23 protein-coding genes and 3 pseudogenes are annotated in these 25,848 nt (G+C 70.1%); 14 read left to right on the plus strand and 12 right to left on the minus strand.

Translation table 11 applies throughout. The features are described from left to right. Nucleotides 1-307 precede the first annotated feature (307 nt). A complete protein-coding gene (locus ACFYP4_RS28780; protein WP_358850497.1) occupies nucleotides 308-460 on the minus strand; it encodes a hypothetical protein in 153 nt (50 codons plus the stop codon). Between the two features lie 1,652 nt (nucleotides 461-2,112). Continuing rightward, nucleotides 2,113-3,552 carry a NucA/NucB deoxyribonuclease domain-containing protein gene (locus ACFYP4_RS28785; RefSeq protein ID WP_358850498.1) on the minus strand — a complete coding sequence of 480 codons (1,440 nt, stop codon included), beginning with the start codon at nucleotides 3,550-3,552 and terminating at the stop codon, nucleotides 2,113-2,115. Between the two features lie 222 nt (nucleotides 3,553-3,774). Here ACFYP4_RS28785 and ACFYP4_RS28790 point away from each other — a divergent pair, with 222 nt between their 5' ends. Both ACFYP4_RS28790 and ACFYP4_RS28795 read left to right on the plus strand, forming a co-directional pair. Beyond that, the gene (locus ACFYP4_RS28790; RefSeq protein ID WP_358850499.1) at nucleotides 3,775-4,380 is read left to right on the plus strand and encodes an SMI1/KNR4 family protein; all 606 of its coding nucleotides are present in this window, start codon (nucleotides 3,775-3,777) and stop codon (nucleotides 4,378-4,380) included. 367 nt (nucleotides 4,381-4,747) lie between these two features. Beyond that, nucleotides 4,748-5,206: pseudogene (locus ACFYP4_RS28795) on the plus strand (IS5 family transposase); the annotation flags it as partial. Between the two features lie 424 nt (nucleotides 5,207-5,630). On the opposite strand, the gene ACFYP4_RS28800 reads toward ACFYP4_RS28795, so the two are convergent. Beyond that, nucleotides 5,631-5,936, minus strand: a complete 306-nt coding sequence (locus ACFYP4_RS28800; protein ID WP_358850500.1) for a hypothetical protein — start codon at nucleotides 5,934-5,936, stop codon at nucleotides 5,631-5,633. A 663-nt stretch (nucleotides 5,937-6,599) separates the two neighbouring features. Here ACFYP4_RS28800 and ACFYP4_RS28805 point away from each other — a divergent pair. Beyond that, nucleotides 6,600-6,779: pseudogene (locus ACFYP4_RS28805) on the plus strand (ADP-ribosylglycohydrolase family protein); the annotation flags it as partial. Nucleotides 6,780-6,802: 23 nt separating this feature from the next. Here the strand turns inward: ACFYP4_RS28805 and ACFYP4_RS28810 are convergent. After that, entirely contained in the window at nucleotides 6,803-7,777 is a 975-nt protein-coding gene (locus tag ACFYP4_RS28810) for an alpha/beta hydrolase family protein (RefSeq protein ID WP_388789292.1), read from the minus strand. Between the two features lie 167 nt (nucleotides 7,778-7,944). On the opposite strand from ACFYP4_RS28810, the gene ACFYP4_RS28815 reads away from it, so the two are divergent. Further along, entirely contained in the window at nucleotides 7,945-8,541 is a 597-nt protein-coding gene (locus tag ACFYP4_RS28815; protein ID WP_358850502.1) for a TetR/AcrR family transcriptional regulator, read from the plus strand. A gap of 74 nt (nucleotides 8,542-8,615) precedes the next feature. On the opposite strand, the gene ACFYP4_RS28820 is transcribed toward ACFYP4_RS28815, so the two are convergent. Continuing rightward, complete coding sequence (locus ACFYP4_RS28820) at nucleotides 8,616-9,173, minus strand: hypothetical protein (RefSeq protein WP_388789295.1); 558 nt, start codon at nucleotides 9,171-9,173, stop codon at nucleotides 8,616-8,618. Nucleotides 9,174-9,552: 379 nt separating this feature from the next. Further along, entirely contained in the window at nucleotides 9,553-10,626 is a 1,074-nt protein-coding gene (locus ACFYP4_RS28825; RefSeq protein ID WP_388789298.1) for an alpha/beta hydrolase family protein, read from the minus strand. A gap of 112 nt (nucleotides 10,627-10,738) precedes the next feature. Here ACFYP4_RS28825 and ACFYP4_RS28830 point away from each other — a divergent pair, with 112 nt between their 5' ends. From ACFYP4_RS28830 to ACFYP4_RS28865, 8 genes and pseudogenes are all read left to right on the plus strand, one after another. Next, nucleotides 10,739-11,374: a GNAT family N-acetyltransferase gene (locus ACFYP4_RS28830; protein ID WP_358850505.1), complete on the plus strand. Its 636-nt coding sequence runs from the start codon at nucleotides 10,739-10,741 to the stop codon at nucleotides 11,372-11,374. Between the two features lie 35 nt (nucleotides 11,375-11,409). Beyond that, nucleotides 11,410-12,258 carry a PaaX family transcriptional regulator C-terminal domain-containing protein gene (locus tag ACFYP4_RS28835; protein WP_358850631.1) on the plus strand — a complete coding sequence of 283 codons (849 nt, stop codon included), beginning with the start codon at nucleotides 11,410-11,412 and terminating at the stop codon, nucleotides 12,256-12,258. A gap of 41 nt (nucleotides 12,259-12,299) precedes the next feature. Further along, a pseudogene (locus tag ACFYP4_RS28840) lies at nucleotides 12,300-12,927 on the plus strand (class I SAM-dependent methyltransferase); the annotation flags it as partial. 233 nt (nucleotides 12,928-13,160) lie between these two features. Further along, nucleotides 13,161-13,841 carry an adenosylcobinamide amidohydrolase gene (locus ACFYP4_RS28845; RefSeq protein WP_388789301.1) on the plus strand — a complete coding sequence of 227 codons (681 nt, stop codon included), beginning with the start codon at nucleotides 13,161-13,163 and terminating at the stop codon, nucleotides 13,839-13,841. A gap of 525 nt (nucleotides 13,842-14,366) precedes the next feature. After that, nucleotides 14,367-14,609, plus strand: a complete 243-nt coding sequence (locus ACFYP4_RS28850; RefSeq protein WP_388789304.1) for a hypothetical protein — start codon at nucleotides 14,367-14,369, stop codon at nucleotides 14,607-14,609. Nucleotides 14,610-14,617: 8 nt separating this feature from the next. After that, complete coding sequence (locus ACFYP4_RS28855) at nucleotides 14,618-15,073, plus strand: hypothetical protein (RefSeq protein ID WP_388789307.1); 456 nt, start codon at nucleotides 14,618-14,620, stop codon at nucleotides 15,071-15,073. 14 nt (nucleotides 15,074-15,087) lie between these two features. Further along, entirely contained in the window at nucleotides 15,088-15,381 is a 294-nt protein-coding gene (locus ACFYP4_RS28860; protein ID WP_388789309.1) for a hypothetical protein, read from the plus strand. Next, nucleotides 15,285-15,647 carry an FKBP-type peptidyl-prolyl cis-trans isomerase gene (locus ACFYP4_RS28865; protein ID WP_388789312.1) on the plus strand — a complete coding sequence of 121 codons (363 nt, stop codon included), beginning with the start codon at nucleotides 15,285-15,287 and terminating at the stop codon, nucleotides 15,645-15,647. Before ACFYP4_RS28860 ends, ACFYP4_RS28865 begins: the two co-directional genes overlap by 97 nt. Nucleotides 15,648-15,729: 82 nt before the next feature. On the opposite strand, the gene ACFYP4_RS28870 is transcribed toward ACFYP4_RS28865, so the two are convergent. From ACFYP4_RS28870 to ACFYP4_RS28885, 4 genes are all read right to left on the minus strand, one after another. Then, nucleotides 15,730-16,302: a hypothetical protein gene (locus ACFYP4_RS28870; protein ID WP_388789315.1), complete on the minus strand. Its 573-nt coding sequence runs from the start codon at nucleotides 16,300-16,302 to the stop codon at nucleotides 15,730-15,732. A 13-nt stretch (nucleotides 16,303-16,315) separates the two neighbouring features. Beyond that, nucleotides 16,316-18,487 (minus strand): DUF3289 family protein, encoded by a 2,172-nt coding sequence (locus tag ACFYP4_RS28875; protein WP_388789317.1) that lies wholly within the window; start codon nucleotides 18,485-18,487, stop codon nucleotides 16,316-16,318. A gap of 338 nt (nucleotides 18,488-18,825) precedes the next feature. Next, nucleotides 18,826-19,824 (minus strand): YdcF family protein, encoded by a 999-nt coding sequence (locus ACFYP4_RS28880; protein WP_388789320.1) that lies wholly within the window; start codon nucleotides 19,822-19,824, stop codon nucleotides 18,826-18,828. Between the two features lie 354 nt (nucleotides 19,825-20,178). Then, nucleotides 20,179-20,913, minus strand: a complete 735-nt coding sequence (locus ACFYP4_RS28885; protein ID WP_388789323.1) for a D-Ala-D-Ala carboxypeptidase family metallohydrolase — start codon at nucleotides 20,911-20,913, stop codon at nucleotides 20,179-20,181. 500 nt (nucleotides 20,914-21,413) lie between these two features. Between ACFYP4_RS28885 and ACFYP4_RS28890 the strand changes: the two genes are divergently transcribed. After that, complete coding sequence (locus ACFYP4_RS28890; RefSeq protein WP_388789326.1) at nucleotides 21,414-22,979, plus strand: carbohydrate-binding protein; 1,566 nt, start codon at nucleotides 21,414-21,416, stop codon at nucleotides 22,977-22,979. A 234-nt stretch (nucleotides 22,980-23,213) separates the two neighbouring features. Here ACFYP4_RS28890 and ACFYP4_RS28895 read toward each other — a convergent pair whose 3' ends face one another. Then, complete coding sequence (locus ACFYP4_RS28895; protein WP_388789329.1) at nucleotides 23,214-23,939, minus strand: dienelactone hydrolase family protein; 726 nt, start codon at nucleotides 23,937-23,939, stop codon at nucleotides 23,214-23,216. Between the two features lie 121 nt (nucleotides 23,940-24,060). Further along, complete coding sequence (locus ACFYP4_RS28900) at nucleotides 24,061-24,468, minus strand: peptidase inhibitor family I36 protein (protein ID WP_358850512.1); 408 nt, start codon at nucleotides 24,466-24,468, stop codon at nucleotides 24,061-24,063. 500 nt (nucleotides 24,469-24,968) lie between these two features. Between ACFYP4_RS28900 and ACFYP4_RS28905 the strand changes: the two genes are divergently transcribed. Next, on the plus strand, nucleotides 24,969-25,610 hold the full coding sequence (locus ACFYP4_RS28905; RefSeq protein WP_388789333.1) for an RICIN domain-containing protein: 642 nt from the start codon (nucleotides 24,969-24,971) through the stop codon (nucleotides 25,608-25,610). Nucleotides 25,611-25,848: the final 238 nt, after the last annotated feature.

Here is a 25,848-nt window from a genome sequence, read left to right on the forward strand (position 1 = left end):
ACGGAGATCCCACCCGGTCTTTCGACCGGACGGGCTCTCGTGACGATTCGCCAGAACTAGCTCGAGAACTGTCGTCTGGAGGCATTACGATTTTAGTCTCCGTAACAGTCCTCGCGGCTGAGCAGTCTCGCTGCGGTGCACGCTCACGAAGCGGCGCACGCTGTGTCGCTTCGGCGAGTACTACGCCGAGGAAGGCCGAAGGCCGGGTGCCGGGAGCGGGGACGGCGACCTTCAACGGGCGCCGGGCGGCGGCCCGGATCCGGTCGAGCCAGGTCTGGTGGGGCACCAGGATCGTCAAGTCTTTCGGCTACCCGGCGAGTGCCTCGGGATCAGGGCAGACCAGACCCGCCAGCCGGCGTACCGGCTCCCGGCGTCGCCCGGCGTAGACGAGCAGTCCGTTGCCGTACTCGGGGCTCTGCTCGCCGTAGATGACCGCCTGACCCGATGCCGATCTGACCATCTCTGTAAAGACCTCCCATACCGCCGCGTCTATCCGCGCGTATGTGAAGAAGCCCGCCAGGCGGTGCAGTTATGTTTGTCGTTCCTCTTCATTGCGGTCGCCCGCCATGGCTTCCCCGCAGCCGCTGTTCGGCTGCCCGGGCGCGCTCCTGGGCATCCTGGGCCTCCTGGCGCAGACGGTCAGCGATGACGGACCGCTCGATGGCCTCCGCTTCGACCTTAATCCGGTCGTCCTCGATGGACAGTTGCGTATACGTGGGAGCGGTCCCCCCCCGTCCCGTCGGCCGCGCTGTGGGCGTGAAGGCGTCCTGTGGGGATCCATTCGACCGTCTCGCCGAGCGGGCGCTTGACGGGATTCCACTTCGCGCGGGCCTTCAGCGTGCGCGGGGCCTAGTCGAAGCGCTCCACGCCCTGCCACACCATCCAATCGTCACCCCGCTCCCTCGGTGCGCGCACCAGAAGCGAGGCACCCTACGCTGCCGGGGACGCGGTTCCAGGCCGATCCAGCACACCGCGACGCTGTCGTGCGCATAGCGGTCCGTGCGCATTCGCGCGTCGTCCGGCGTCATTGGTGGCAGCTGCGCCTGTGAGGCCAGGAACGGCAGGCCTTGCTGGTCGTAGACCAGGACGTCGGCGCGCCAGTCACCGGCTTGGCTGGCGACCTCCATCACCGCACGCCACCCGGCCTCGGGGGCCGCCATCGCTAGTTCCAGCTTCAGCAGTTGGTGTCCGGGCGACTCGTTCGCCAGCGCACGATCCGCCGGTCGGACCTGATGGTAGGAGTAACGCTGGCAGTGCTGCGAGATGCGGGCGAAGACCCGGCCCCGGCGCTGCGGACATGTCAGCTCTAGACCGGTGACGCGATGGACGTCCGACCACGCGCGGCCACAGCCGAGATCGTCCCGTGACGCATCGAGCCGTCCCCACTGCGGACGCACTGTGGAGTATCCCAAAATTCCCCCTGCCCGCACGCTTCGACGCACGCGACCTACCGGACAAGGCACGTGCTCGGTTGTGCGTCATCGACGAGCTGGAGTGCCTGAAGGAGACCAGCCCACCGCAACCCGGCGGGCGGGCACGGCAGGCTGTGGCCGTCCTCGACCGGGTCCTCGCAGCAGATGGCCGCGGCACGCTGAAGACGCCGAGGCGGGCCGTGCCTCCGTGTCCGTGGAGTCGTCTTCGACGAGCCCGGCCGTACCCGACTCCCGCATGACAACGACGAGATCGTCGCAAGGAGCGGCGGGCCGCCCTCGGAGAGCAGTCGCGACCGAATAGTAGTCATGGAGGGGACTTCCACTATCCCCGCAGAGTCGATGCTTCCCGGCAGGTGGCCGAGCTGGTGGTTCGTAGACGGCCTTCGTAGGCCGCGTGACGCGGCCACAGGACAGCTCCGGCCGCACCCTGGCCGGAGCTGTCCTGTGTATGTGGTGAAGGGTGTGAACCTTGTCCTGAACCGTCAGGGGCGCAAAGGCGCCGGGTTTGGTTTTCGGATGGTGAAGGCCAGACTCTCCGAGCAATTGGCGAGGAAGCTGAGTAACCCGTGGGCGTGCGCTGCGGTGTCACGGCGTGCTGTCCTTCACGAGCATGAGCAGGACCGTGATCACACGCATACCGGCAGGGATTTGGCTTTGTGCTTGGTCGCCCGGGGGCGTCCTAGTCGCGGATCTCGACCCAGAAGGCGTCCGTCCCGTACAGAATGCGGTCGCTGAAGTAGTACCAGCGCAGCAGGCCGCCCGCGGATCGGTTCTCGCCATTCGGCACCGCGCGGACCGAGAAGTCCCAGGTGAAGTTGCCCGCGCCCTCCTCGGTGGACTGGAACGGGTACTCGTCACAGTCCTGAGTGGCGGTGTCGTAGGGGGGCAGGCCGCGCCAGTCCTCGTACGGGGGCTTGCGGTTGCAGGCGGCATCCTTCATGGCCTCGTTGGCCTGAGCGGAGGGGCTGCCGTCGGCGACACGGTGCAGGCCCTGGTCGTCCCGGTTGCCGGTGTACTTGCCGGGGATGTGCTTGGGCTCCAGCTCGATTGGATAGGTCTTTTCGGGGGTGTCCTGGGCGACCCGTATGTGCCGGGCGACCGAGCTGACCCGGGTGTCGCTGATGTCGTACTGAAGGTGCGGGATCACCTCGTAGTTGACGCATGCCTTGGGGTACTCAACGCCGAACTGTGAGAAGTAGGTGGCGGAGTCGCAGCGGAAGGTGCGGTCGGCGGTGGTGGCATCGGTGACCACGTAGCCGCCGCCGGAACCGCCGAAGCGGAAGTGCCAGTGGTGGAAGAGGACCTTGTCCGTGGCGGTGGAGGCTGCCTCCTCGGAGTAGATGTCCCAGTGCAGCCACTCGCGGTGGTAGTCCCACTCGTCGAAGGTGTGCTCGATGCCGCTGCCGGCAGCGAAGCAGTAGTCGTAGCCCTCCGCGCAGTCCGAGAGGATGAACATCTTGAGTTTCGGGGCGGTGAAGAACCGGTCCCACAGGCTCCAGTCGTCGTACTCCACCGAGTCGTACTGGGCTTGGAGGTAGGTGCGTAGGACGCGCTGCTTGCCGTTGCCGACCGCCACGGCGTGGATGGCGACGCTGTTGGTGCCCTGGTACTCCGGCTTACCATTGATGATCTTGAAGTATTGGACGCCTACGCGCATCTTCTGGCACCACAGCCATCGGTTCAGGGTCTCCCCCTGAGCCGAGGAAGCCGCGTCGCGGTCCAGGCACTGGTTGGTGTCCTGCGCCGGGGGCTCGTCACCGAGGTCGGTCGGAGGGAGGCCGAGGGCGACGGCTCGAGCGCTAGGCCGGCCGTCTGTCGCCAATGGCACTTTGGAGGTGTCGAGGTAGGACTTGGCGCCCGCCTTCCTCGCCTCGTCCAAGGCCTCCCTCATGGCCTGCTCCGGCGAGAGGGGCGCCGTCTTGGCCTTGGGCGCGAGGGCGGCACGCCACGCCGACCGCGGCCGCTTGGACTTCTTGTCGACGCCCTCGCCGGTGAGTATGACCGGCTTCCCGATCCACTTCCCGTCGGCCGCCGTCCGTTGCCCCCTCTGGTCACCGGGTGCGGGCGCGGCGGACACGGTCGGCGCCCCCATTCCCAGGATCAGAGCGAGCGCCGCCACGACGGCGGACAGTAACGTTCCGCCTCTTCCGCGCACTACGGTTGGTCGGCTCACGATGGTGCTGTCCTCTCGTTGCCCAGGTATGGCGGGGTCCTCACACCTGCACTTGAATGGCCGCAGACGAACAACGTTGGTACGGGCAGCAGAAGCAGACCAGGACGGAACCAGACGTTCCCCATGTGCACGAGGTCTGTCCCCGGCCCTGAAGGGTGGTGAAGGTCCATGCCGAATGAAGCTGTTGACGTGGTGTGGAGTCACATCGAGCGCTGGCTCTCCCGGAACGCTCCTGCCTGTCACGCCCGGCTGAATCCGCCCGCTGACCCGGTATCCCTGCGGCTGGCGGAACGGGAGACCGGCCGTCCCCTGCCCGAAGGACTGGCCGCCTGGTGGCGCGCCGCCGACGGAGTCTCCCCCGCCCAGCCGACCGACGGCGAAACACCGTTCCGGCTCTTCCCGTTCGGATGCGATCCGTACCCGGTGGCGGAGGCACTGGCGCGTCGGGAGCTGTATCTGCGCTCGTTGCGCGACACCGTGCCGCCGCCACTGGCCGACGCTCTGGAAAAGTGGCTTGCCCGCTGCAGCCGGGACCAGGCCGGTACGTACTACTCGCGTGACGCGGCGCCGCTCTGGCTTCCGCAATGGCTGCCGTTGGGTGGGGACGGCATGGGCGGCGGGCTCTTCGTCGACCTACGCGCAGGTGACCAGTACGGCTGCGTCGTCCGCCATGGCACCACATCCCACGGTCCGGAACCGTCCTGGCCGAGCGTTGAGAGCCTCCTTGCCCAGGTGGCTGACACGATGGGGGAACTCGGCGGGGACAGTGACTAAGAATTGCGTGGGGTAGATCCCGCCAGCCGCGTGAGGAGCGGGGGTCGGGTCCGTTTCCCCGCAGACCAGATTCGGGACTTCCAGCCTGAAGCTGTGGTGAGGGAGGCGGGCACACAGAGGCCGCCTCCCGTCAACGGCGGCCTGCGGGGAGGGCGCAGGTCTTGGTCCAGCTCCCCTTCCCATCGATCTGTCCAAGACCCGTCGGCAGGGCTGAATCGAGCTGCAGCTGTGGGTAAGCGGCCCTGGCTGGTGACCCGTTGGGACACTGACGAAACAACCGTCGCCCTCCCCGAGGCCCGGACCGCGCCGCAACATTCCACACCGCCACCGCCACCGGCGGCGGTGGGGGAACTCCGGCGCCCCAACGGGGGCTCACACCGGACCTTCGCCGGTCGACCGGGCCCGGCCCGGCAGCTGCACCACCTGATCACCGACCGGCACGGCACTCCCCTGGTCGTCTCGTTGACCAGCGGAAACCGTCACGACGTCACGCAACTGATGCCCTTACTGGATGCGAGACCCCGCATCCGAGGAGTTCGTGGCCGGCCTCGCCGCCGGCCACGTCGACTGTTCGCCGACCGGGGCTACGACTACGACGAGTACCGCCGTCTCCTCCGTGCCCGCGGCATCACCCCGAAGACCGCCCGCAAAGGCACCGTCCACGGTTCTGGGCAAGACTCGGTGGGTCGTCGAGCGAACCTTCGCCTGGCTCCATCAGTTCAAACGACTACGGATCCGCTACGAAATACGCGCCGACCTCCACCTCGCACTACTCCAACTCGCCTGCAGCGTCATCTGCTTGAGACGACTCCGAACGTCACTTTGAAACGGTCAGTTAGTCAGAGCTGTGCCAAGGCACCGCCCGGCAGAGGAAACGAGGTGGCTGGGAGGACTCACCTCGCCCCGCTGGGCAGCGGGGCAAGCAAGCGCCTGCAAGCCGGTCCGGGACGGACTGATCGTCGCAGTGTCCCGGCACGACGAGTTCAGAGCAGTCGGGCCAAAGCTTCTTCCGCACGGTCGTGCACTGTGATCACGCAGTGGTGCCGATCCGCGCCCCATACCCCGAACCGGCCGGGCGCTGACGGGGGGAGTGGCTCGCTCGGCACGCACGAATCGGTGTACGCGGTGATGGCCCGCGCCGAGTGGGTTCGGCACGGGCCATCACCGTATCTGTCCGGCGTCTCGTGCTCGTGTCAGGGTGCTCGAGACCAGACCGTGCGGTCGCCTTGGCGGGCTCTGTACTGGAGGCGTCAGCGCGATTCGTCGTAGGGGTCGCGGCTTCCGGACTTGGCCAGCCCGCGGCTGATCATGTAGCCGACGGTGAGGATCACGATGTACCACCAGGCCTTGTCGGCGCGGAAGTAGTCGAGGTGCCCGTCCTCGCTCCCCACCACCAGGGAGGCGATCAGGACCGCGACGACCGCGGCGACGTAGGCGAAGAACTCGGTGGTCTTGAAGGCGGCCTTCGTTTCGGTCGAGAGCCGGCGCGGCCGGTGCGTGGCAGCGTCCGGGCCCGTGTGCTGGCCTGCGTTACCGACCGGGTTCACAGCGCTCATGAGAAGGCACCTTTCTTGCGTTGGGGGCCACTTGGTGCACCCCCGCAGTCTCAGGAATGCGTCGAGGTCGACGCGCATCGACCGAGTTGCCCGCGCTCACCAACCTAAACAGCTCATCAACCCATGGACATGACATGGCCGGTCGGCATGGCCTGAAGATCGTCATGCGGCAGCCGCACCGCTCACAAGCGGCGCTCACGGGACCAGATGGAGCCGGAAGGCAGGGTCATTGCATGGTCACCTGGAATTCAGATGACTCGATGCCCTGACACCCTCGGGCGATACACCGCGTTCCAGAAGCAAACCATCGACCAGTTTCCTGAGCGGTTGGCGGGCAAGCACGCAAGTCCCGCCAGGCCCGGCACGGCACGTCGGCTCTCCTTCCTCACGAGCGGTACCGACGTCGTCAGGCTGCACGATCTCCCCCGACCCGCCGACGGCCGAGCAGAGCAACGCCCGACTGGCCGCCTCGGCACACCCGTCGCCACCGCCGACGTGACCTCGGATGACATCGCCGTCACCGGCCTGCGGGTGGTCCGTGCACTGGCTCCGGGGCTGCAACCGCTGCGCTGCGGCGCCGGCCTCGAACGTCTGGACAACAGCCGACAGCGCTACGGAGTACAGACCCTGTGCACTGACCCACATCCGATGTGCTGATGGCGGATTCAGCGAGCGGCCGCCGCGGGCGTCGCCTCAGCGGTGGGCAACGCCCAGGGCACCCCCTTCGACTTCGCCCCCCCGGGAGCGTTCTCCGCACGGTTTCCCGCGCCCGGTGCCGGTGGCGAGATGTGCGGAGGCGGTGGCCGGGACCCCGGCGAGGCCACTGACGACACGCAGATGGCCGGGACGTGGCTGGGTGGGAGGGCCTACTTGGATTCGACTCGTCCTGTCGGTTCGGGGTCGGTCGTCAGTGTCCCGCACGCGGTCTGCCACGTGGGGGCACCAAGACGAAGCTGGGTGCGAAGCTGGGTGCGGAGGTAGACCGCGGTGAGCCGGGCGAGGACGGCGACGCGTTCGGGGTTCTCGTCGGTGGTCTCGGCGGCGTCGTATCCGGCGATCCCGCCAAGACCGTGCTCCGCGCCGAACAGGGTGAGCAGGGCTTTGGGTCCGGGGGCGAGGGTGTAGGGGTCGGCGTGCCAGTCCGGCCCCATGTCCGTGAAGTGCCGGGAGTCGTCCTTGTCGCCGACGACGACCAGCGCGGGTGTGGTCATCGTCGAGAAGTCGATGGTCCGCAAGACCGGCAGTGCGTCAGCCATCGGCCCGTTGAGGACGTCACCCCTGCCGGGCGCGGCGAGCAGTACGCCCGCCTTGATCCGGGGTTCGAGAAGGTTCACCCCTCCCCCTTCGTCGGGGTCGGTGACCTGAGCACCGAGCAGGAGGCTGGAGGTGAAACCGCCGAATGAGTGCCCGGCAACGGCAACCTTGGTGTGGTCGATCCGCCCGGAGAGCAGCGGCACGGCCTCCTCGATGACGTCGAGTCGGTCGATGATGTGCGACATGTCCTCGGCGCGCGAGCGCCAGAAGAAGGGCGCCCCGCGGGTGTCGGCGACCAGGTGGCTCAGCGTCCTGGAGCTGAGGTGGGTCGGCTGGATGACCACGAATCCGTGGCCGGCCCAGAAGTCGACGAGTGGCGCGTAACCGTTGAGCGAGGAGAGGTGGTTCGAGGGGCCTTGACCGTGGGACAGGAGGATGACGGCCAGACCGGTTCCGGTCGCGGGTGCGGAGACGCGTACCCGGAGGTCCACGGGACGTCCGGGCACGGAGAGGGTTACGGGGCCGAAGGACAGTACCGGGACGGGCGTGTCGAATGCGTCGACGCTGGTGACAGTGGATGTGCTCACGATGTGGGTTCCCTTTCGGTGGCACCTGCTGCCCGGCGGGCTCTGCGACCGACGACGGACAGGGTGGTCAGGGGCCTCCCGCTTCGACTAATCTGAAACGGAGCGCCGCTCCGCTAAGTATCCGGAGCAACGCTCCGTTTTGTCAATCAGTGTGGGAGGAGTACGTGATGGCCACCGACAGCGCTGCAGGGCAGTCGCCGTCCCGAGGCAAGCGTGCCGACGCCCAGCGCAACCGGCAGACGGTGCTCTCCGCCGCCGCCGAGGTGTTCGTCCACTCCGGCGTCGACGCGCCGATCCGCCAGATCGCCGCCCGGGCGGGCGTCGGGATGGCCACGATCTACCGCCACTTCCCGACCCGGGCGGATCTTGTCACCGCCGTTTACCGCCACCAGATCGAGGAATGCGCCGAGGCGGGCCCCAACCTGCTGGCCAGTACCGACTCCCCGCTCGACGCGCTGCGTCAGTGGATCGACCTCTTCGTCGACTTCCTGGTCACCAAGCACGGACTCGCCGACGCCCTGCAGTCCGACAACGACCGCTTCGCCGCGCTGCACGCCTACTTCCTCGACCGCCTACTGCCCGTCTGCGCCCAATTGCTCGATGCTGCGGTCGAGTCCGGCGACATCAGGCCCGGCACGCAGCCGTATGAGCTGATGCGAGGCATCGGCAACCTCTGCATCGGAGGCGACAACGACCCCCGCTACGCCCCCCGACGCCTGATCGCTCTCCTTCTCCAAGGACTCCAGCGGCCTCACGCGTCCTGATGCCGAAGTGCCTGCACCGCTGGCCGGCTACGGGTCCGAGCATCCGCGGGCCGTCGTCGCCCACTGCCCCCGGGTCAGTGTCCGGCCGCCGCCTTCACCAGCGCCACGGCCACACCGATCGCCGCGTCCGCAAGGCCCGCGACGACGGCCGGTACGGCGTCACCGCCCATGCGCAGCCCGCCGGCACAGCCCCACAGGAAGAGGGAGAGCACGCCGACGCCCGCCGCGGCGAACAGCGCGGCATCCAACGACAGGACGTCCAGCGCCGCCAGGCCGATCAACACGGCGGGGCCCACGGCGCAGGACAGCAGGGGACTGCTGACGTACAGCATGCGGCGCAGTTCGCGGGCGGTGGCCGGGTGGCGGTGGACCGTACGATGCGCCTGCTGGTCGGCGACGAGCGCGGCCAGCCACAGGCCCACGGCAGTCGTCAGGACCGTGGCGACGGCTCCGGGGGCACTCACGTCGCCGAAGGAGAGACCGACCACCACGGCGATCATCGTGATGGTCGCGTAGATGCGCTCCTTCAGGCGGTCCACCAGGACACCCGCCTCCGCGCCGTGCGGCAGCTCCGCTCGCCGGTCCTCCACCACCTGGCACCCCTCACCCGTCACGGGACGCACGTCGCGCATGCCCGCCGAGCCGCCGTGGCACGCGGGACGTCCGGCACCACCTCCGCGGTCGTCCTCAGCATGCCTCGGACCGTCAGCCGTACCCGGCAACCGCGGGGGGTGTCACGCAGTCGAAGACGGAGTCACGGCCGTCCCGAACGCGGTTACGGCCGTTCGGCCGGCCGAGAGCAGGCGGGGCGAGGGAGGGCCGGTGCCAGCCGACGGGAGGTCGGAAGGTCGGGAGGGAGAGCCGGCACCGCGTTCGACCTCGCGTGTCCCCGGCGACTGCACCCTGTCCGTCTCCCCTTGTCCTGCGCTCCGGCCCTGGCAGGGCGCACCCCCGGCGGACCGGGGCGGTCCGCGGTCGCCTGTGCCCGCCGTGCCGGGTTCCGCCTCTCGATCAGTGCCGGCCCTCGGCATTCCCGCCGGAGCCGGCTTCCTCGAGGAAGTGCTGCTGCTCGTCCAGGAATCCGTCCGCGAAGAGCGAGCGCGGGGCGAAGACGGCGGTGAGCGTCAACATGAGGTCCGACCGTTCGACGGACCGCTTCACCAGGGAGTGGGTGGCGTCCGGGTAGTGCCTGACCGTCAGTGCGCCGCCCGCGTCCAGCACCTTCCGGTAATCGCGTTCCGTCTCGGCGGTGTCCACGTTGACGTCGTGGCCCGCCAGAGTCAGCAGCACCGGCACGCCGTGCAGGGCCCGCAGGTCCCGGGTGGCGTCCGCGGTGTGGTTCTTCGAGACGAAGCGCCACCGGCCGGGCGTCATCCCGTCCGCGTTGCCGCGCATCGCCCGGACGTACTCCTCGAACGTCGCATGCCGCTCCAGCAGGCGGCGAATGGTGTCGCTCCGGGCGATCTCGGCCTTGGTGCGGGAGGCGGACGCACCGTCGGCCCGCAGTTCGGCGAGCAGGTTGTAGCGGCCCTGTCGGAGCCAGTTGATCGCGGGCGAGACCGCGATGACGAAACGCACGGACGTCCTGGCGGCGACCTTCGGCAGGACCCAGCCGGCCTGGCTGGCGCCCCAGAGCCCGATCCGGTCACCGTCGATGTCCGGGCGGGTGCGCGCCCAGGCGATGGCGGCGGCGGTCTCGTCGGCGCGGTCGTCCATGGACTGGTCGAGCCAGTCGCCGGGCGCGCCCGCGACGCCGGGCTTGTCCCAGGACAGGGAGGCGTACCCGGCCCGGGCGTTCGCTTCCCACAGGGGCCGGTAGCCGCCCTCGTGCGTGGCGTCGAGCGGTCCGTCGCCGTGGACGTACACGACCAGGCCGTGGCGTGCGCGGCCGTCCCGGGGAGTGCTCAGCACGCCGTTGAGGGTGTGCTTGCCGTGGCGGATCGAGACCCGCCGTTCGTCCATCGCGTAGGAGTTCTGCCACAGCGCCACGCCGGTGAGGCCGGCTGTCACGACCAGGACCGTGACGAGCGACCACACGGCTGCGCGGAGGCCGCGGCGACGCCGCGGCCCGGTCCCCGAAGTCATGGGAGTGATCACCTCTGGTGGGTTCATGGCGCCGAAAACTATCACTCTTTCTACGATCGTATTTGCGATGATAGTTTCGCACCGAGATCGTGAAGCGAGCGAGGGGAACGGCATGGAAGCGGATGCAGTGGGCGGCGATGCGGGAGCGGTGACGGTCCGGCGGGGCGTTCCGGCCGGCGCGGAACGGCGCGCGGCCGAGCTGTACTGGGACGCCTTCGGCCGCAAGCTCGGACCCGCGCTCGGTCCGGCGGACAAGGCGATGCCCTTCCTCGCCGCCCACCTGAACGCCGATCGCGCGGTCTGCGCCCTCCTCGACGGACAGCTCGTCGGCCTCGCCGGCTACCAGCTCGGCGGCCGGGGCCTCACCGGCGGGTCGGCCGGCGCCGTGCTGCGCGCGTACGGACACGTGCGGGGGATTCACCGGCTGCTGCTCCTCGCCCTGTTCGAGCGTCGGCCCGCCCCCGGGCAACTCGTCATGGACGGCATCGCCGTGGACGCGCGGACGCGCGGACGCGGGGTCGGCACCCTGCTCCTGGAGGAAGTCGCCGCGGTCGCGGCCGAGCAGGACTGCCGCGAGATCAGACTGGACGTCATCGACACCAACCCGCGGGCCAGGGCACTGTATGAACGGCGCGGCTTCACGCCCGTGCGGACCGAGCACACGCCCTACCTGCGAAAGTTGCTGGGGTTCGGCGCGGTGACCACGATGCGTCGGCCCGTCGGGACGAGAGGAGCGGCAGAACTTTGAGCGACGAGACGGACCGCGTGGAGGTGCCCACGCGCATGCTCGTCCACGCGTTGATCCGCGAGGACGGCACCGTCGGCGCGGACGAGCTGTACACCGTCGCCGGCACCCTCGGCATGAGCGACCAGCAAGTCCGGCTCTGCGTGAAACGCCTCGTGGCCGAGGGCCGGTTCACCCACGAGGGCCGGGGCCGCAAGGCCGAGCTGCGGGCGACGGCGGACACCACGCGCGCCCTCTCCCCCAACGCGGACTTCCTGCGCCACGCGTTCCGGCAGGATGCCGGACTCGCACCGTGGGACGGTGTCTGGCACCTGGCCGCCTTCGCCGTGCCCGAGTCGGCGCGCACGGCCCGCGACTCACTGCGCGAGACGCTCCTCCACCTCGGCGGCGCCCCCCTCCAGGGCGGGCTGTACGTGAGCGCCAACCGCTGGGAGCCGTATGTCGAGGAGGCGGCCCACCGCCTCGGCGCCCACGACGCGCTCACCCTCCTCACCACGACGGACCTGCGCAGGGGGGACGTCCGCGAGCCCGCCGAGCTCGTCCGCCGCCTGTGGCCCCTGCGGGACATCGCCGAGCGCTACCACCGTCTGAGCCGTGTCGCCCGGCCCCGCCTCGCCCGGCTCACCGAAGGGGTCGGCCTCTCCCCCGCCGCGGTCCTGACGATCGCCGTCGAGCTGGCCGCCGAACTCACCCGTGCCATGGAGCGCGACCCGCTGTTGCCGCCCCAGCTCCTGCCCCGGCCCTGGCCCGGCACCCAGGCCCGCGAGCTGGTGGCCCGGTGCTGGGCGGCGTTGGGGGGACGAGAAGGCGACGAGGCACGCCCCGTCCTCTTCCGCCGCTACGCCGACATGGCCCGGGAGGCAGTGGAGCGCACCGCGGGCCTGTGATGCCCCGGTCCGCCCCGGCGCACGGGAACCAGGGTCGGGGCATGGTCGAGGACGATGCCCTCAGCGCCACTCGAGGTTTACGACGCCGCCGTCCACACCTACGCGCAACTGTTCCGCGACTCGCTGCGAGACTGACCCTGACCGGGCGATCCTCCAGGTCTTCGCCGAGGTCGTACGCGCGCGTGGGCATCGCCAGGTCGCGGATGCGGGGAGTGGGCCCGGCCATGTCACCGCTCACCGCCCACCTGGCCGCGTCGGGGCTGGATGCCTTCGGCGTCGACGTCTCTCCGGCGATGACCGGGCCGCCGGCCCGCCGCACTCATCCGGAACTGGGCCTTCCACGTGGGCCCGATGGCCGCGCTGGACATCGGCGACGGGGTCCTGGGCGGCGTACTCTCCCGGTGGTCCGTCATCCACACCACGCCGACCGGACTCCCCGCCATCCTGGCGGAGTTCCACCGTGCACTGGCATCCGGTGGCCACCTTCTGATCGGCTTCTCGGTGAGTGATGACGCGTCACACCTGGCTCAGGTCTTCGACCACGCGGTCGCGCCGGCCTACCGGTGGTGGCCCGATCACCTCGCCGGGTTGCTGCGCACGTCGGGCCTGGCCGAGGTGGCCCGACTGGTTCGCGAGCTGGAGCCCACGGACGAGCGGGAGTTCAAGGAGACCAGCTGCTCGTCCGCAAGACCTGACCGCAGGCCGCCCGACGCCCGGACTCGCGAGCCTCCGCAGTCCTGCGAGCCCCGCGCCGACGCGCTCGCCGTGCCCGCGTGAGCGGCGGCGGGCCCGAAGACAGGATCGGAGTGCGCAGATCCGTGGGCCTGCCGAGGCCGGGACCCCCAGCTCCGGGTCCGCCACGTAGGATCGACCGGTTCCCACCCCGCAAGGAGTACTGCCCGGTGACCGCCGTCGTCCCGCACCCGTGCACCACCACCGGTCTGCTGCCGGTGGAGCACCTCACGCGCGTCGAGGGCGGCGAGCGCTTGCACGCCCTGCTGTGGCGCGCGGGAGCCGGCTGGCGGATGATCGGCAGCTCCGTGCTCGGCGGAGACATCGGGGAACGGTCCTGGGTCCTCAACGCCCAGGTCGCGCACGGCTACCGACGCGTCGACCCGGACCGGCACCTCGCCGGTCTGGCCCGTGACGCCGGAGCGGACGGGCCGGGCGTGGGACTGATGACGGCGGCGGACGTCCGGGCGTGCGGGCATGCTCGGGACGGCGGGGTGGCCGCGCTCGCCACCGTGGGACTCGGGGTGCGGGGGTGGGCCGCTTCCCCGGACGACGGCAGCGCCGCGCCCGCCGCACCCGGCACGATCAACATCGTGGTCGCGCTGCCCGTGGCCCTGAGCGACGCAGCCCTCGTCAACGCCGTGGCCACCGCCACCGAGGCCAAGGTGCAGGCTCCGCTCGACGCCGGTCACGACTGCTCGGGCACTCCCACCGATGCCGTCTGCATCGCGGCCCGGGTCCCGGGTCCCGCCGCCGAGGTCCACGGCTTCGCCGGCCCCCGTTCGACCTGGGGCGCCCGCCTGGCACGCGCCGTGCACCAGGCCGTGCTCGCCGGCGCCTCCCGTTCCTGATGCACGTTCCCCGCGGCTGCCCCCCGCCCGCTGAGCCTCCCGTCGCGCCTCACCCCGCAGGCGCACGGTTCGCACACTGCTTCGCGGCCGCACCGGGGCTCCTGCCCGGGCCCCCGGGGGACGCCGCGACACGTGCTTCACCCGTTTGCGCTGCAACCGTCCGCGCCAGCTCGGGCGAATACGGGGCACGTCGACCGCACCACGGTGCGCCCCCCCACGGCGGGCGAAGTCCTGCGCCAGGGTGAGGATCTGGGGCGATGGGTGCAGTCGGTGAGGCTCGGATGGGACCAGCTCACCACGGTGCAGCAGTGGATGTGCGAACAGGTCCTCGGAATCACACCCGCAAGCAAGGACGAGAAGCCGCGCCCACGCCGCACACAGGCCTTCAGGACCGGCACGGCCCCGGCACCGTGCCCGCGCCGTCCCAGGCCACGCTGTACCGGCTCGTCACCACCCTTGCCCGCCCCGGCGAACTACCCAGGGGCCCCAGACCCCGCGAGCTTCGACCTCACCATCGACGGCGAGGTGCAGTCCGCCGACGCGCCCGCACTGACCCAGCGGCTGACCTTCACCGTCGTCATTGACGGCGTGCGTCGCGATCTCGTCCAATCGCAGGTGTATCTGTTTCTGTCGGATGTCGAGGACCCGGAAAAGCGCGCAGTGATCCGGTTGGTCCTCACCGCCACCGCAGCCCAGCACGACGCTGTACTGGGAGACTTCCAGTACTTCGTCCGCACCGTGCGGCCGGACACCGAGGCGGGGGCGTAACGATGGGGATGTGGGACAGACTGACCGGCACCAGGCGGCCCGGCAGCAGTGTCGCGCCGCTGCCACCCTCGGCGGTCCGGGCCACGCTACTCGGGCTCAACGGGCCGGACGTGCCGTACCGCGTGCGCAACGCCTCCCCCGCCGAAAAGGCCGACCTAGTGGCCGAGTGCGAGATCCGGCGGGTGGGCGTGAGGCTGAAGTCCCGCATGCGCCTGGTACCGGACAAGTATGAGGTACGTGTCCTCCACGAACGGTGGGAGAACCGTACCCACACCAACGCCGACAAGCAGTACGGGCTTGGTCACGCGCCCGCGGTGTTCAAGCAGTGGGGGCACGAGCAGGGTCCTGACGGCAAGCGGCGACGGACGGAGGTGTTCCGTTTCGACACGCGGGAGATGACCGACCCCCTACAGGATGCGGTCCTCGGCGCCGGTTGGACCTGGCGCGGTGTCTTCAAACTCTGAGAGGCAAAAGGCTCGTGCTCCCCATCGGCACCGCGTACTCCGGCGAGGAGACAGCGGTCGCCGGAGCCCCGCGGGTGCTCGCCCTGGCCGAGCGGCTGGCCGGCGCCGTCACACTGCCCGTGGACGCCGTACCGGCGGGCGAGAACCTCGCACTGACCCTGTGGTTCCTGGGGGGCGGGGCGGAGCGGACCGCCCGGGTGCGACCGGGACCGTGGGCCGAGGACCGGGACGCGGCCTTCTACGTGGCGCTCTACCTGCGCGCCGCGCAGTACTCCCTGCGGTACGGCTGCCCGATGACCTACTCCTGAGCCACGGCGGCGGCCGAGCGGCCGCAGAGCCCGTATACGGATCCGGATCCGGGCCTGGGCGCTTCCTGGAACGATGGACCCGCGCCCTCGTCATAGGACGGGGCAACCCCGTCAAGAGGCTCGACCGCGCAGTCGTGGGGACGAAGGTCGGCAGCAGGCTTCTGATCGTCATGCCGCCCAGCTCCGGCTACGGCGACCAAGAGCAAACGGGCATCCCGGCTCACTCAACGCTGGTCTTCGTCGCGGATGTTCTTGCCGCAACCTGACAGGCGTCGAGCACCCGGTTCGCGGGGGTGGGGGTCTCCTCTCGTGCCTGCTGCTTTCCGGCATGGCGTTCCGCGAGCCCTCCTACGGGAACTGCTTCTCCTCGCGGCTGATGTCGTCGATGGGGCCGAGGATCGTCCAGCCGGGCCCAAGGGGGCGGGTGGAGCGGAAGCCGTGGGCGTCCGCGTACTCCTCGGCCTCCTCCGCGGTGTCCTCGGGGGCGCGCATGATCGTGTAGCGCGGAGGGTCCTCGTGGTAGAAGCGGTAGAACGTGCGGCCCTCGTCCTTGCGCTGGTGGAGGATCACGCTGACGCCCCAGAGGGCGTCGTACACCTTCTGGTCGCGCGGGGGCGTCGTCGTGCACGTGTCGGAGGGGCGGCCGGGCTCGCGGACGCAGGTCCGGTACCGGCTCCAGTCGATGCGTTCGGCGCGGGGGTGTTCCGCGACCAGCTTCCGCATCCGGGCGTCGGCCCGGGCGAAGGCGTCCTCGCGGCGGTCGTACTCCTGCTGCAGCCGGTTGAAGCGCTGCTCGTCGAAGCCGCTGCCGAAGTGGGCCTCAAGGCCCGCGAGGACGGCGACCCGCCAGGCCAGGTATCCGGCCGTCACGACGAGCAGCGTGACGACCAGGACCCGGCCCGGCGAGCGCCTGCGGGGCATCGGGGCGGCGAGGTCAGAACGTGCCGCTGATGGGGATCTCGATGTCCGCCTGCGCGATCGGCGGGGGGTACTTCCCGTCGAACCGGTCATAGTGCTGGAGCGTAAACCAGTCGATGAAGCCGTACTCCGTGATCTCGTCGTCCGGGTCGAGACCGAAGTGGTCGTAGGAGTGGAAGACGAGCTTGCCGGAGAAGGAGTTGTTCTCGACCTTGTAGTCCTTCAGCGCGATCGTGTGGCCGTGGAACTGGTGGATCGCGATGGAGAGGGCGCGCTGGTTGGCGTCCCAGAGCGAGAAGTCGTACACCGGGTACTTCACGTCCTGGCGGAGGAACTCCTGGAAGAGGAAGTTCGTGGAGAGGTCCTCCTGGACCTTGAGCTGATCGGTGCGGCCCTTGTTGTCGATGAGGGACTGCTTGATGATCTGGCCGGCCTTGTCGGTGTACGTCTTCTCCTGCGGTGAGGCGCCGACGGCGCGGGAGAGGGCCGTGCCGGAGCCGCGGTAGAGGTAGCGGCCGGGGTCGAAGTTGTCGTCGACGGTGACCGTGCCCGCGCTCTGGCCGCCGCGGCCGTAGCGGAAGGCGTTGCGGAGGTCGTCGACGGACTGGGCGTAGTCGGCGTCGGTGCCGAGCTTGCCGAAGTTCATGATGTCGTTGAATTCGGCCCACATCCAGGACTCGGGCGTGATGCGGGCGACCCAGAACTCCGAGCCGAGGTCGGTGAGTTCGCCGAAGTCGTAGTCGTTGAAGGTGAGGTCGTCGGCGACGCGCGGGTCGGCCGGGACGGGCGGGTGCTGGGGGTCGGGGGCCTTGCGGTGGCCCTCGAGGAAGGACGACTGGTGGATCAGCATGTCGGTCGGGGGCGGGTCGCCCGGGTCACCCGGGTCTCCGCCGTCGCCGGGGTCGTCGGAGAGGATTCGCTTGCCAGGGGCCTTGGGGCCCGCCTTGTCGAAGGCGTGGCTGTCGAGGACGACGTACTTGGCGGAGCCGTCGGCCGTGGCGGCCGTGATCGTGCTGCCGCTGCGCTGCTGGCCCGGCTGCTTGACGAGGTGGCGGGCCTTCTCGTCGTAGCGGTAGAGGGCCGGTGCGGTGCCCTCCGTACGGTCGGGGTCGAGGCGGAAGTTGAGCCTTGCGGCGCGGTCCGCGGGGGCGGAGACCTGGAAGCCGTTGCCGAGGTAGCCCGGAGTGGACTCGGGGAACTCCCGTTGCTCGGCAGGGAGCCTGGTGACCTGGAAGCCGCCGACCTGCTTGGCGCGCAGGCCGGTGAGGGTGGCCTCGGCGGCGGTGGCGCCGCCGTCCGCGCGGCGGGTCACGTCGAAGGCGGAGTTCTTAGCGCGGGGGGAGGCGTTGAGCCTCGTCTCCTCGCCGTCCTGGACGCCGTCGCCGTCGGTGTCGGCCTTCGTGGGCTCCGTGCGGAGCTTCAGCTCGCGGGCGTCCGCGAGGCCGTCCTGGTCGGTGTCGGCGCGGGTGGGACTGGTGCGGAGCTTCAGCTCGCGGGCGGCGGTGAGACCGTCCTTGTCGGGGTCCTCGGCGCCGTCCTTGGTGCCGTCGCCGTCGGTGTCCGCCTTGAGCGGGGTGCTGAAACGGTAGCCGAGCTCGGCGAAGTCGGAGAGGCCGTCGCCGTCGGTGTCCTCGGACTTGGGGTCGAGCTCGGCGCGGACCTCCAGGTCGTCGGGGAGGCGGTCGCCGTCGGTGTCCTCCGTCGGCGAGATGCCGTGCTTGGCGAAGGACGCCCAGGTCGGGGTATCGGCCTGGGCGCCGGGCTCGGCGCGGTACCAGACGGTCTCGGTCCTGCCCGGCTGGAGGGTGTTCGTGGGGCCGACGCCCTGGAGCGTCGTGCGCGCGTCCTGGGGGGCGGCGAGCTTCGCGGCGGAGGTGTCCGTGATGCGGTCGGAGAGCTCGAAGGTCAGCGACCATTTGGAGACGGGGTGATCGGAGACGTTCTCGAGCTGGAGCCGGGCGACGTACGAGGCCTCCGTCGCTCTGCCGCGGAGGGCGGCCGGGACCTGGCTCCACGCCGCGTCGCCGGGGGCGACCTGGCGGTAGGAGACGTCGACCGTGTTGTCGCGGTAGAGCGTCGCCCCGTCGGTGGCCGTGCCGTCGCCGGGGGTTCCCGCGGCGGCGGGCACGGCGGTGCCGAGGAGAAGGAGTAAGGCTGCGCCGAGGGGCACGGCGGCGCTTCCGTTCATGGGGCCTCCCATGTCTGAAGCCATGTCCGAAGACATGCCTGTCGTCTCGAAGCTGCCGTCGTGTCAAGGCAGTTCGGAATCGAACGGGGAAGCTAGCAGACGTGGGGGATGGTTCCCAAGGTGTGGTGGAGGCCAATTTGAGACGTTTGGGAGATTGGTAAGACCTGTTCCGCTTGTGGTCCTGCTCTGCCTGCCTGGGCACCGGCCCGGCGACCGAGGAGGAGCTCGCGGCCGGCGGCGGTTACGTGCTCTTCCCGAGCAGTCCGACCTTCGAGTCCTGCAACGTGGTCCTCCCCCGGCGTTTGTGAGGACCTCTTGCAAGGTGTGCGGCCGGCGCTTCAGTGCTCGAAGACCGCCGTCGCCACCGGCACTGCCAGCAGCAGGCTGAGTCCGATCAGGGGGAGGCGGTCCAGCCACAGGACGGCGGCGAATTCGCGCAGTGTCGCGGCCAGCCAGTAGGCGGGCGAGGTCGGCGCGCCCACGACGTGCACGGGTACGCCGACGCGGCGGGCCAGCAGGGTCGTGCGGTAGACGTGGAAGCCGCTGGTGACCACCGTGGCACGGTGGCCGGGAGTGGTGCCGTCCACGAGGGCCGCGCTGAAGCGGAGGTTCTGCCCGGTGTTGACGGAGCGGTCTTCCCGCGCGATCCGGTCGGCGGGCACTCCGCGTCCGCGCAGATAGTCGGCCATCGCGTCGGCCTCGGAGCGGACCTCGTCGTCGCCTTGGCCGCCCGAGACGACGAACACCACACGAGGCGTGTCCGGTGTGCGGGCGGCGTCGATCGCGAGGGCGCGCTCCAGCCTGCGGGTCAGCAGCGGGCCGGGCCGGTCGCCGTCGAGCCCGGCGCCCAGGACGACGACATGGGTGGTTCCCGGCAGGGGGGTGCTGCGGCCCCGGAGGAACACGTAGCCGGCGAAAACGAGGAAGAGCAGAGTGAGGTGTCCCGCGGCCGCGTTGACCGCGACCACGAAGGCACCGAACGCCTCGCCGCCGACCGCGTGGAAGGCCGCGTCGAGGCCGAGCACCGCCAGCACCGCGCAGCCGGCGCCCCCCGTTGCCAGCAGGGCTGCCTGCGGTCCGTAGCGCCGGACCAGGAGGACGCCGTCGGCCAGCAGCAGCAGGCCCAGCGCGAGCGCCAGGAGCAGGGCAGCGACGGCGAGGACGGTGGCGACGGACGGGTGGGCTGCCGCACTGCGAGCGGCCACGCCGAGTCCGGCAGAGGTCACCGCCAGGCAGAACAGGACGGCGGTGGAGAACCGGTGCGGTGCCAGCAGAGCGTTGACGAGGCCACCCGCGGCGAACACGACCGCGGCGAGGTACTCCGGGTACTCCGGCATGTGCCGCACCGCTTCGCTCTCCCGCCCGCCGGGCCGCTGCCCGTACCCGCTCGTTCTCGCGCCGCCCGCGGGTTCCCGGACCCGTGCAGCAATACGGGGACCCGCTACGGACGGTCGCCGGTCATCCTCCCAGACCCGCTGTAGTGCTCCGAACCCGGGCGGGCGGTGGTGCGTTCGACGGGACCGGCATGTCGTGCCGGTGGTGGTGCTGCCCGGCCGGACGTGGACAGCGCGGTGTGTGAGCGCCGGTGATCGGCAGGGCACCGCGGGGGGTTGTATGGCCGCCGGCGGCGCGCGGTTGTCCCGAGAAGCCTCGTTCACGGGCACTGCGTCCGCCGGCACCGACGACGCGGCTCAGATGCCGCAGGCAGGGGCGGACCAGTACGGGGAAGGGTCGAGTGCGACATGGGTGTGGTCGTTGTGATCGGGGTAGCCCGGACCGAGGATCTCCGAGAAGCCGTGCGTGCGGGCCTGCTGGGCGAGGCGGCAGAGGGTGAGTGAGCCGGTCAGATCGGCGGCGTCGCCGTACAGGTGGCGGCTGGTGGACGAGCCGCCGACGGCGCTGTTGCAGGCGTAGGAGCGGAAGCCACTGGAGACGGTGAGCGGGACGTCCCCGAGCGCGTGACGCATCGCCTCCAGTTTCCACATGGTCTTCAGCGCGTTCGCCTTGGCGGTAACCGCGGGGACGGCACCGCCCGACCAGTCGGAGTTGCAGCGGTTGAGTTCGGCGTAGGAGAAGTGGATCGGCGTGCAGTCCGCGTCCTGCAGCGCGTAGAGCTTGCTGAAGGTCGCCGGCCCCGCGACCCCGTCGGCGGCGAGGCCGTACGCGGACTGGAACGTGCGCACGGCGGCGGCCGTGCGGGCGCCGTACTGGCCGTCGTAGGAGAGGCGCTCCCCGGACGTCACCCAGCCCGCGACCCGGATCTGCAACTGGGTGACGTCGCTGCCGGAGGCGCCCTGGGAAAGGGTGCGACTCCAGGAGTAGCACTCGTCGGCGTGTGCGGTGCCCGCGGTGGCGCCCACGCCGACCATCACTCCTGACGCGAGCATGACAATCACAGCGAGGAGGCGTGCGAACCGTCTGAACATCCAGACCTCCGGGTCGTCGGTGCGGCCACCGCTCTCGTGACGGCCGTTCGGCCCCAGCCTGAGCCCAAGTACTACGCGCGTCAACGGTGCGGCTGCCATCAGGCGGCGCGCTTCACGTGGCGGACCAGACACAGCACAGGGCGTCCAGGCAGGTGGCGGCCGAGAGGGCCCTGCCGACCGCCTCGAGGTGTGCACCAGAGCGATCATCGGCGAGGATCCGACTGACCACCGAGCGAGCCGGTCTGCCCAATTCCGTATCGGAATCTCGGATCCTAAGCGTTCATGTCACTGAACAACAACCACATGCACGACCGTTGACGCGGCCATGGCAAGCGCTTACCTTCCAAAACACAAGCGCTTTGGTCATCTGCGCGTGCCGCCCAGTCGTCTGCCATGTTCACGTCGTCGAACCAGCCGTATGGTCGCACCGGGCCCGCCGCAGAGAAAAGGGGTCAGCGAACCCCCCGTCGGACGAGCCGCAACCACCTGGAGAGAGAACGATGCAACGGAGACCCGTCATCGCGTGCGTCGGCCTGCTGGCCGGCACACTCGTCGCGTTGTCCGGCAACACGGCGGCGCAGGCAGCGTCCACCCGCTACGAGGCCGAGAGTTCCCCGGCCGTCTGCACCGGCACCATCGACTCCGACTGGGCCGGCTACTCCGGCAGCGGATTCTGCAACGCCACCAACGCGGTCGGCGCCTACGCCCAGTTCACCGTGAACGCCTCCACCGCCGGGACGGCGACACTGAGCATCCGCTTCGCCAACGGGAGCACCGCAGCCCGCCCCGCGACCCTCACGGTGAACGGCGCCTCGGTCACTTCCGTGTCCTTCGAGAGCACGGGCGCCTGGGGCACCTGGTCGACGAAGACGCTGTCGGTACCGGTCAGTTCGGGCGGCAACACCGTCCGGCTCAGCCCCACCGCCGCCGCCGGGCTGCCCAACATCGACCATCTCGACGCGGAAGTGGGCGGCACCACCACCCCGCCGCCCTCGGCGACCGCTCTCTACGTGGCGCCGAACGGCACCGACGGCGCGGCCGGCACCCAGGCGGCGCCCACCACGCTCACCTCCGCGATCAGCCGCATCACCTCCGGCGGCACCATCTACCTGCGCGGCGGGACGTACAACCACGCGCAGACGGTCACCATCCCGGCGGGCAACAACGGCACCGCCGCCGACCGCACCGAACTCCTCGCCTACCCCGGTGAAACGCCGGTCCTGAACTTCTCGGCCCAGGCCGAGGACCCCGCCAACCGCGGCCTCGCCGTCAACGGGTCGTACTGGCACGTCAAGGGAATCGTCGTCGAGCGCGCCGGGGACAACGGGATCTTCGTCGGCGGCAGCAACAACATCTTCGAGCGCACGGTGACGCGCTTCAACCGCGACACCGGCCTCCAGCTCTCACGGATGCTGTCCAGCACCCCCAGCAGCCAGTGGCCGTCGAACAACCTCATCCTGAGCGCGGAGTCGCACGACAACGCCGACTCCGACGGTGAGGACGCCGACGGCTTCGCCGCCAAGCTCACCACCGGTCCCGGGAACGTCTTCCGGTACGCCGTCTCCCACAACAACATCGACGACGGCTGGGACCTCTACACCAAGACCGACACCGGCCCGATCGGCCCGGTGACCATCGAGGACTCGCTCGCCTACGACAACGGCACCCTCAGCGACGGCTCCCAGGCCGGGAACGGTGACCGAAACGGTTACAAGCTCGGCGGCGAGGACATCGGCGTCAACCACATCGTCCGGCGCAGCATCGCCTACCACAACGGCAAGCACGGCTTCACCTACAACAGCAACCCCGGCTCCATGAAGGTGTCGGACAACATCAGCATCGACAACGCCCAGCGCAACTTCAACTTCGACGCCGGTACCTCGGTGTTCACCAACAACACCTCCTGCCGCAGCGGCAGTGGCACCAACGACCGGATCATCGGCACCGCCGACGGCACCAACCAGTTCTGGTCCGGCACGAACGGCTCCCGCTGCTCGTCGTACGCCGGAGCCCTGCACTGGTCGTACGCCTCGGACGGCCGCCTGGTCGTCACCTTCGGCGGCTGAGCCGCACCTTCAGCGGCGACCAGGCCGCGAGAACGGCCTTCCTCGCGGCCCCGACGCCCCGACGGCCCACACCGGCCGCCGGGGCGTCACCGCCTCGCCCGGGCCGCCGGTGCCGCGCCCGCGCTTCTCTGAGCCGAGAACCGCAGCGCGCATTCCCAGGAAGCATGCGTCATGGACCGGGTTCGGCTTGCCCGTTGTCCGGCGAAGAACGCGCAGGCATGTCGACGAAGGCGATCACTCCGTTACGAGCAGGCACTCGGCGAGCAGGTCGAGGACGTCGCGCCAGGCTCGCTGCGCGTGCTGTGGGTGGTGGCCGACACCGGGGACCGTGGGGTGGTCGACCGGCGGGTGGTGGAAGGCGTGCAGGGCGCCGCCGTAGACCGTGATGCGCCAGTCGACGCCCGCGGCCTGCATCTCGGTGGTGAACGCGTCCCGTTGCGCGGGCGGCATGATCGGGTCTTCCGACCCGACCCCGGCCCACACCGGGCAGCAAATGCGCGCTGCCTCGCCCGGTCGGCCCGTGGTGGTTGCGTTGACTGTCCCGATCGCGCGCAGGTTGACGCCGTCGCGCCCGAGTTCCAGCGCGACGGCGCCCCCGGTGCCGTAGCCGACGGCGGCGATCCGGTCGGGGTCGGTCCGCGGTTCGGCGCGCAACACCTCGAGTGCCGCATGGCCGATGCCCCGCATCCGGTCGGGGTCGGCGAGCAGCGGCATGCAACGGGCCAGCATCTCCTCGGGGTCGCCCAGATAGCGCCCGCCGTGAAGGTCGAAGGCCAGCGCTACGTATCCCAGCTCGGCGAGAGCATCGGCCCGGCGGCGCTCGACGTCGCTGAGTCCCATGCCCTCCGGTCCGAGCAGCACCGCGGGCCGGCGGTCGACACCGGCCGGGAGCGCGAGGTGCCCGATCATCGTCAAACCGTCCGCCGGGTACTCGACCGTGCGTGTTGTGATCGTCGTCATGGGACTGGACGGTAGTGATCATCGAGCCCGGCCGGCGACTCCTGGCCCGGCCGCCGCACCGTCGGCGGCCGGGCGTGGCGGCTCCGCCCGGCGTGCGACACCTGGGGAGGAGCAGGCTGCGTTATCCGATGGTGTACGGGAGGAACTGGACGGAGGAGGCCACGTCGTTGAAGCCGTTGCCCCGGTTGAAGCTGATGGACTCGCCGGGCAGGAGTGTCACGGGCACTCCCTTGAAGTCGTAATCGGGATAGATCCGGACGAGGAAGCGGCTGTTGTTGACGACGGAGCTGGTGACGTCGTTGAAGTTGTAGTCGTCGAGGTGGGTGTTGTCCTCGGTGGTTCGCAGGAGGCGGGCGTTCGTGGGGGCGTTGTAGTCCCAGTTGTCGTAGAGGCAGACGTAGTTGCGGGTGCATGCGTCGCGGCCCTGACCTCGGAGGATCGAGGCGTCGGCGGAGGCGGGGGCGGCTGCCGTCAGCATGGCGGCGGTGGTGAGTGCGATGCTTGCCGCGAGGCGGACTGGAGTCTGCATGGTCGGCGTCATCCTGCCTTTCCGGTAGGTGGAGGGACGGGGCGGGGCCGACGGCAGCACTGGTGCGGCGCGACCCGCGACGTCGCGACCAGCATTTCGGTGACCGTCAGTAGCGGCAATACTACAAATGGTGGTCAGTGATGAATTGAGACATCATCAGGCCGACACGGCCGACAGCTGCATGTCTTCTCGCCCCCACCGCCGGCAGTCCTCACGGCAGCAAGAGCACCGGCGGGAACAAAGGACTCCCCGTCCTGGTGGCGGTTCAGCCGCAACGGTCTCCCGGTTCCGCGAAACCCGTTTCACGCCCCCTTGTCCCGTCGCTTCGAGCACGCGCGCCCAGCAGCGTTACCGACCAGGACGGACACTCAACCGACTGGCCCGCATGCGTGACGGGAAAGTGATCGCCCGATCGGATGGTTGAGGCGTCGAGGCGTGTCATGAGGGTGGAGCGGGACAGGTTGCGGGCGTCCTATTCGTTCTCTCCGGAGGAGCACATCATGCGTGTACGCAGGTCCATGACCGTGGCCGCCGGCAGGGCTGCCGCCTGCCCGAGCCGCCGGTGGTGGCGCCGCGCGGCTGTCACTGCTGCTGCGGTCTGTGCCGCGCTGGGCGGCGTGCTGGGCACCGCGACGTCCGCGCCAGCTGAGGTGTCAGGGGGCACCGGAGAAATCCGCAACGCCGGCTCTGGCCGGCACATCGGCACCTACGGCAACTACGGTCAGGTACTTGCCGCGTTCACCGATGCGAACTGGTCTGCCTCGTCCGACCGGAGCTGGACCTTCACTCCGCGCGAGCACGGCAGGTACTACAGCATCCGCAGCACCACCAAGGGGACCTGCTGGACCCGCAGCCCGAAGCCGGCGGCCGGCGGCGACTGGGACCGGTACGGCCCACAGGTCGTCACCCTGGCCCCGTGCAGCCCGAACGCCACGAACCAGCAGTTCCAGCTGCGGTCGGAGCCCTACCCGGCGCCGCACGGGACGGTCTCCATCCACCCCCGGGACGACATCTCCACCGTCCTGAGGCAGACCACCCCCCTCGGTGACGGCGGTACCTGGAACGCGCTGAGCCTGGAGGAACCCCAGCACACCAACGACGAGCTCTGGACGGTGCCCGTCACCCCCAACGTCGGCTGGTGATCCCCCCGTCCCAGTCAGGCGCCTGCCCGGGCGCCGCACTCCATTGACTGCCTGTCAGGCCCCGAAAGCGCCAGCGCGCTTTCGGGGCCTTCCGCCGTCCCTCCGACGCGGCGTCAGGAAGCGGTCTCCGCAGGCTTCTTGCGCGTAGTCGATCCTGTTCGGGCCCTTCGTCGCGTGCCCCGGTCACCGAGGCGGGAGGCGGCGCTTCAGGGCGGCAGACCGTGTCGGGCGTGAGCGC

Origin of the sequence: Streptomyces sp. NPDC005551 (assembly GCF_042871785.1) — a bacterium.
Classification (GTDB): Bacteria; Actinomycetota; Actinomycetes; order Streptomycetales; family Streptomycetaceae; genus Streptomyces.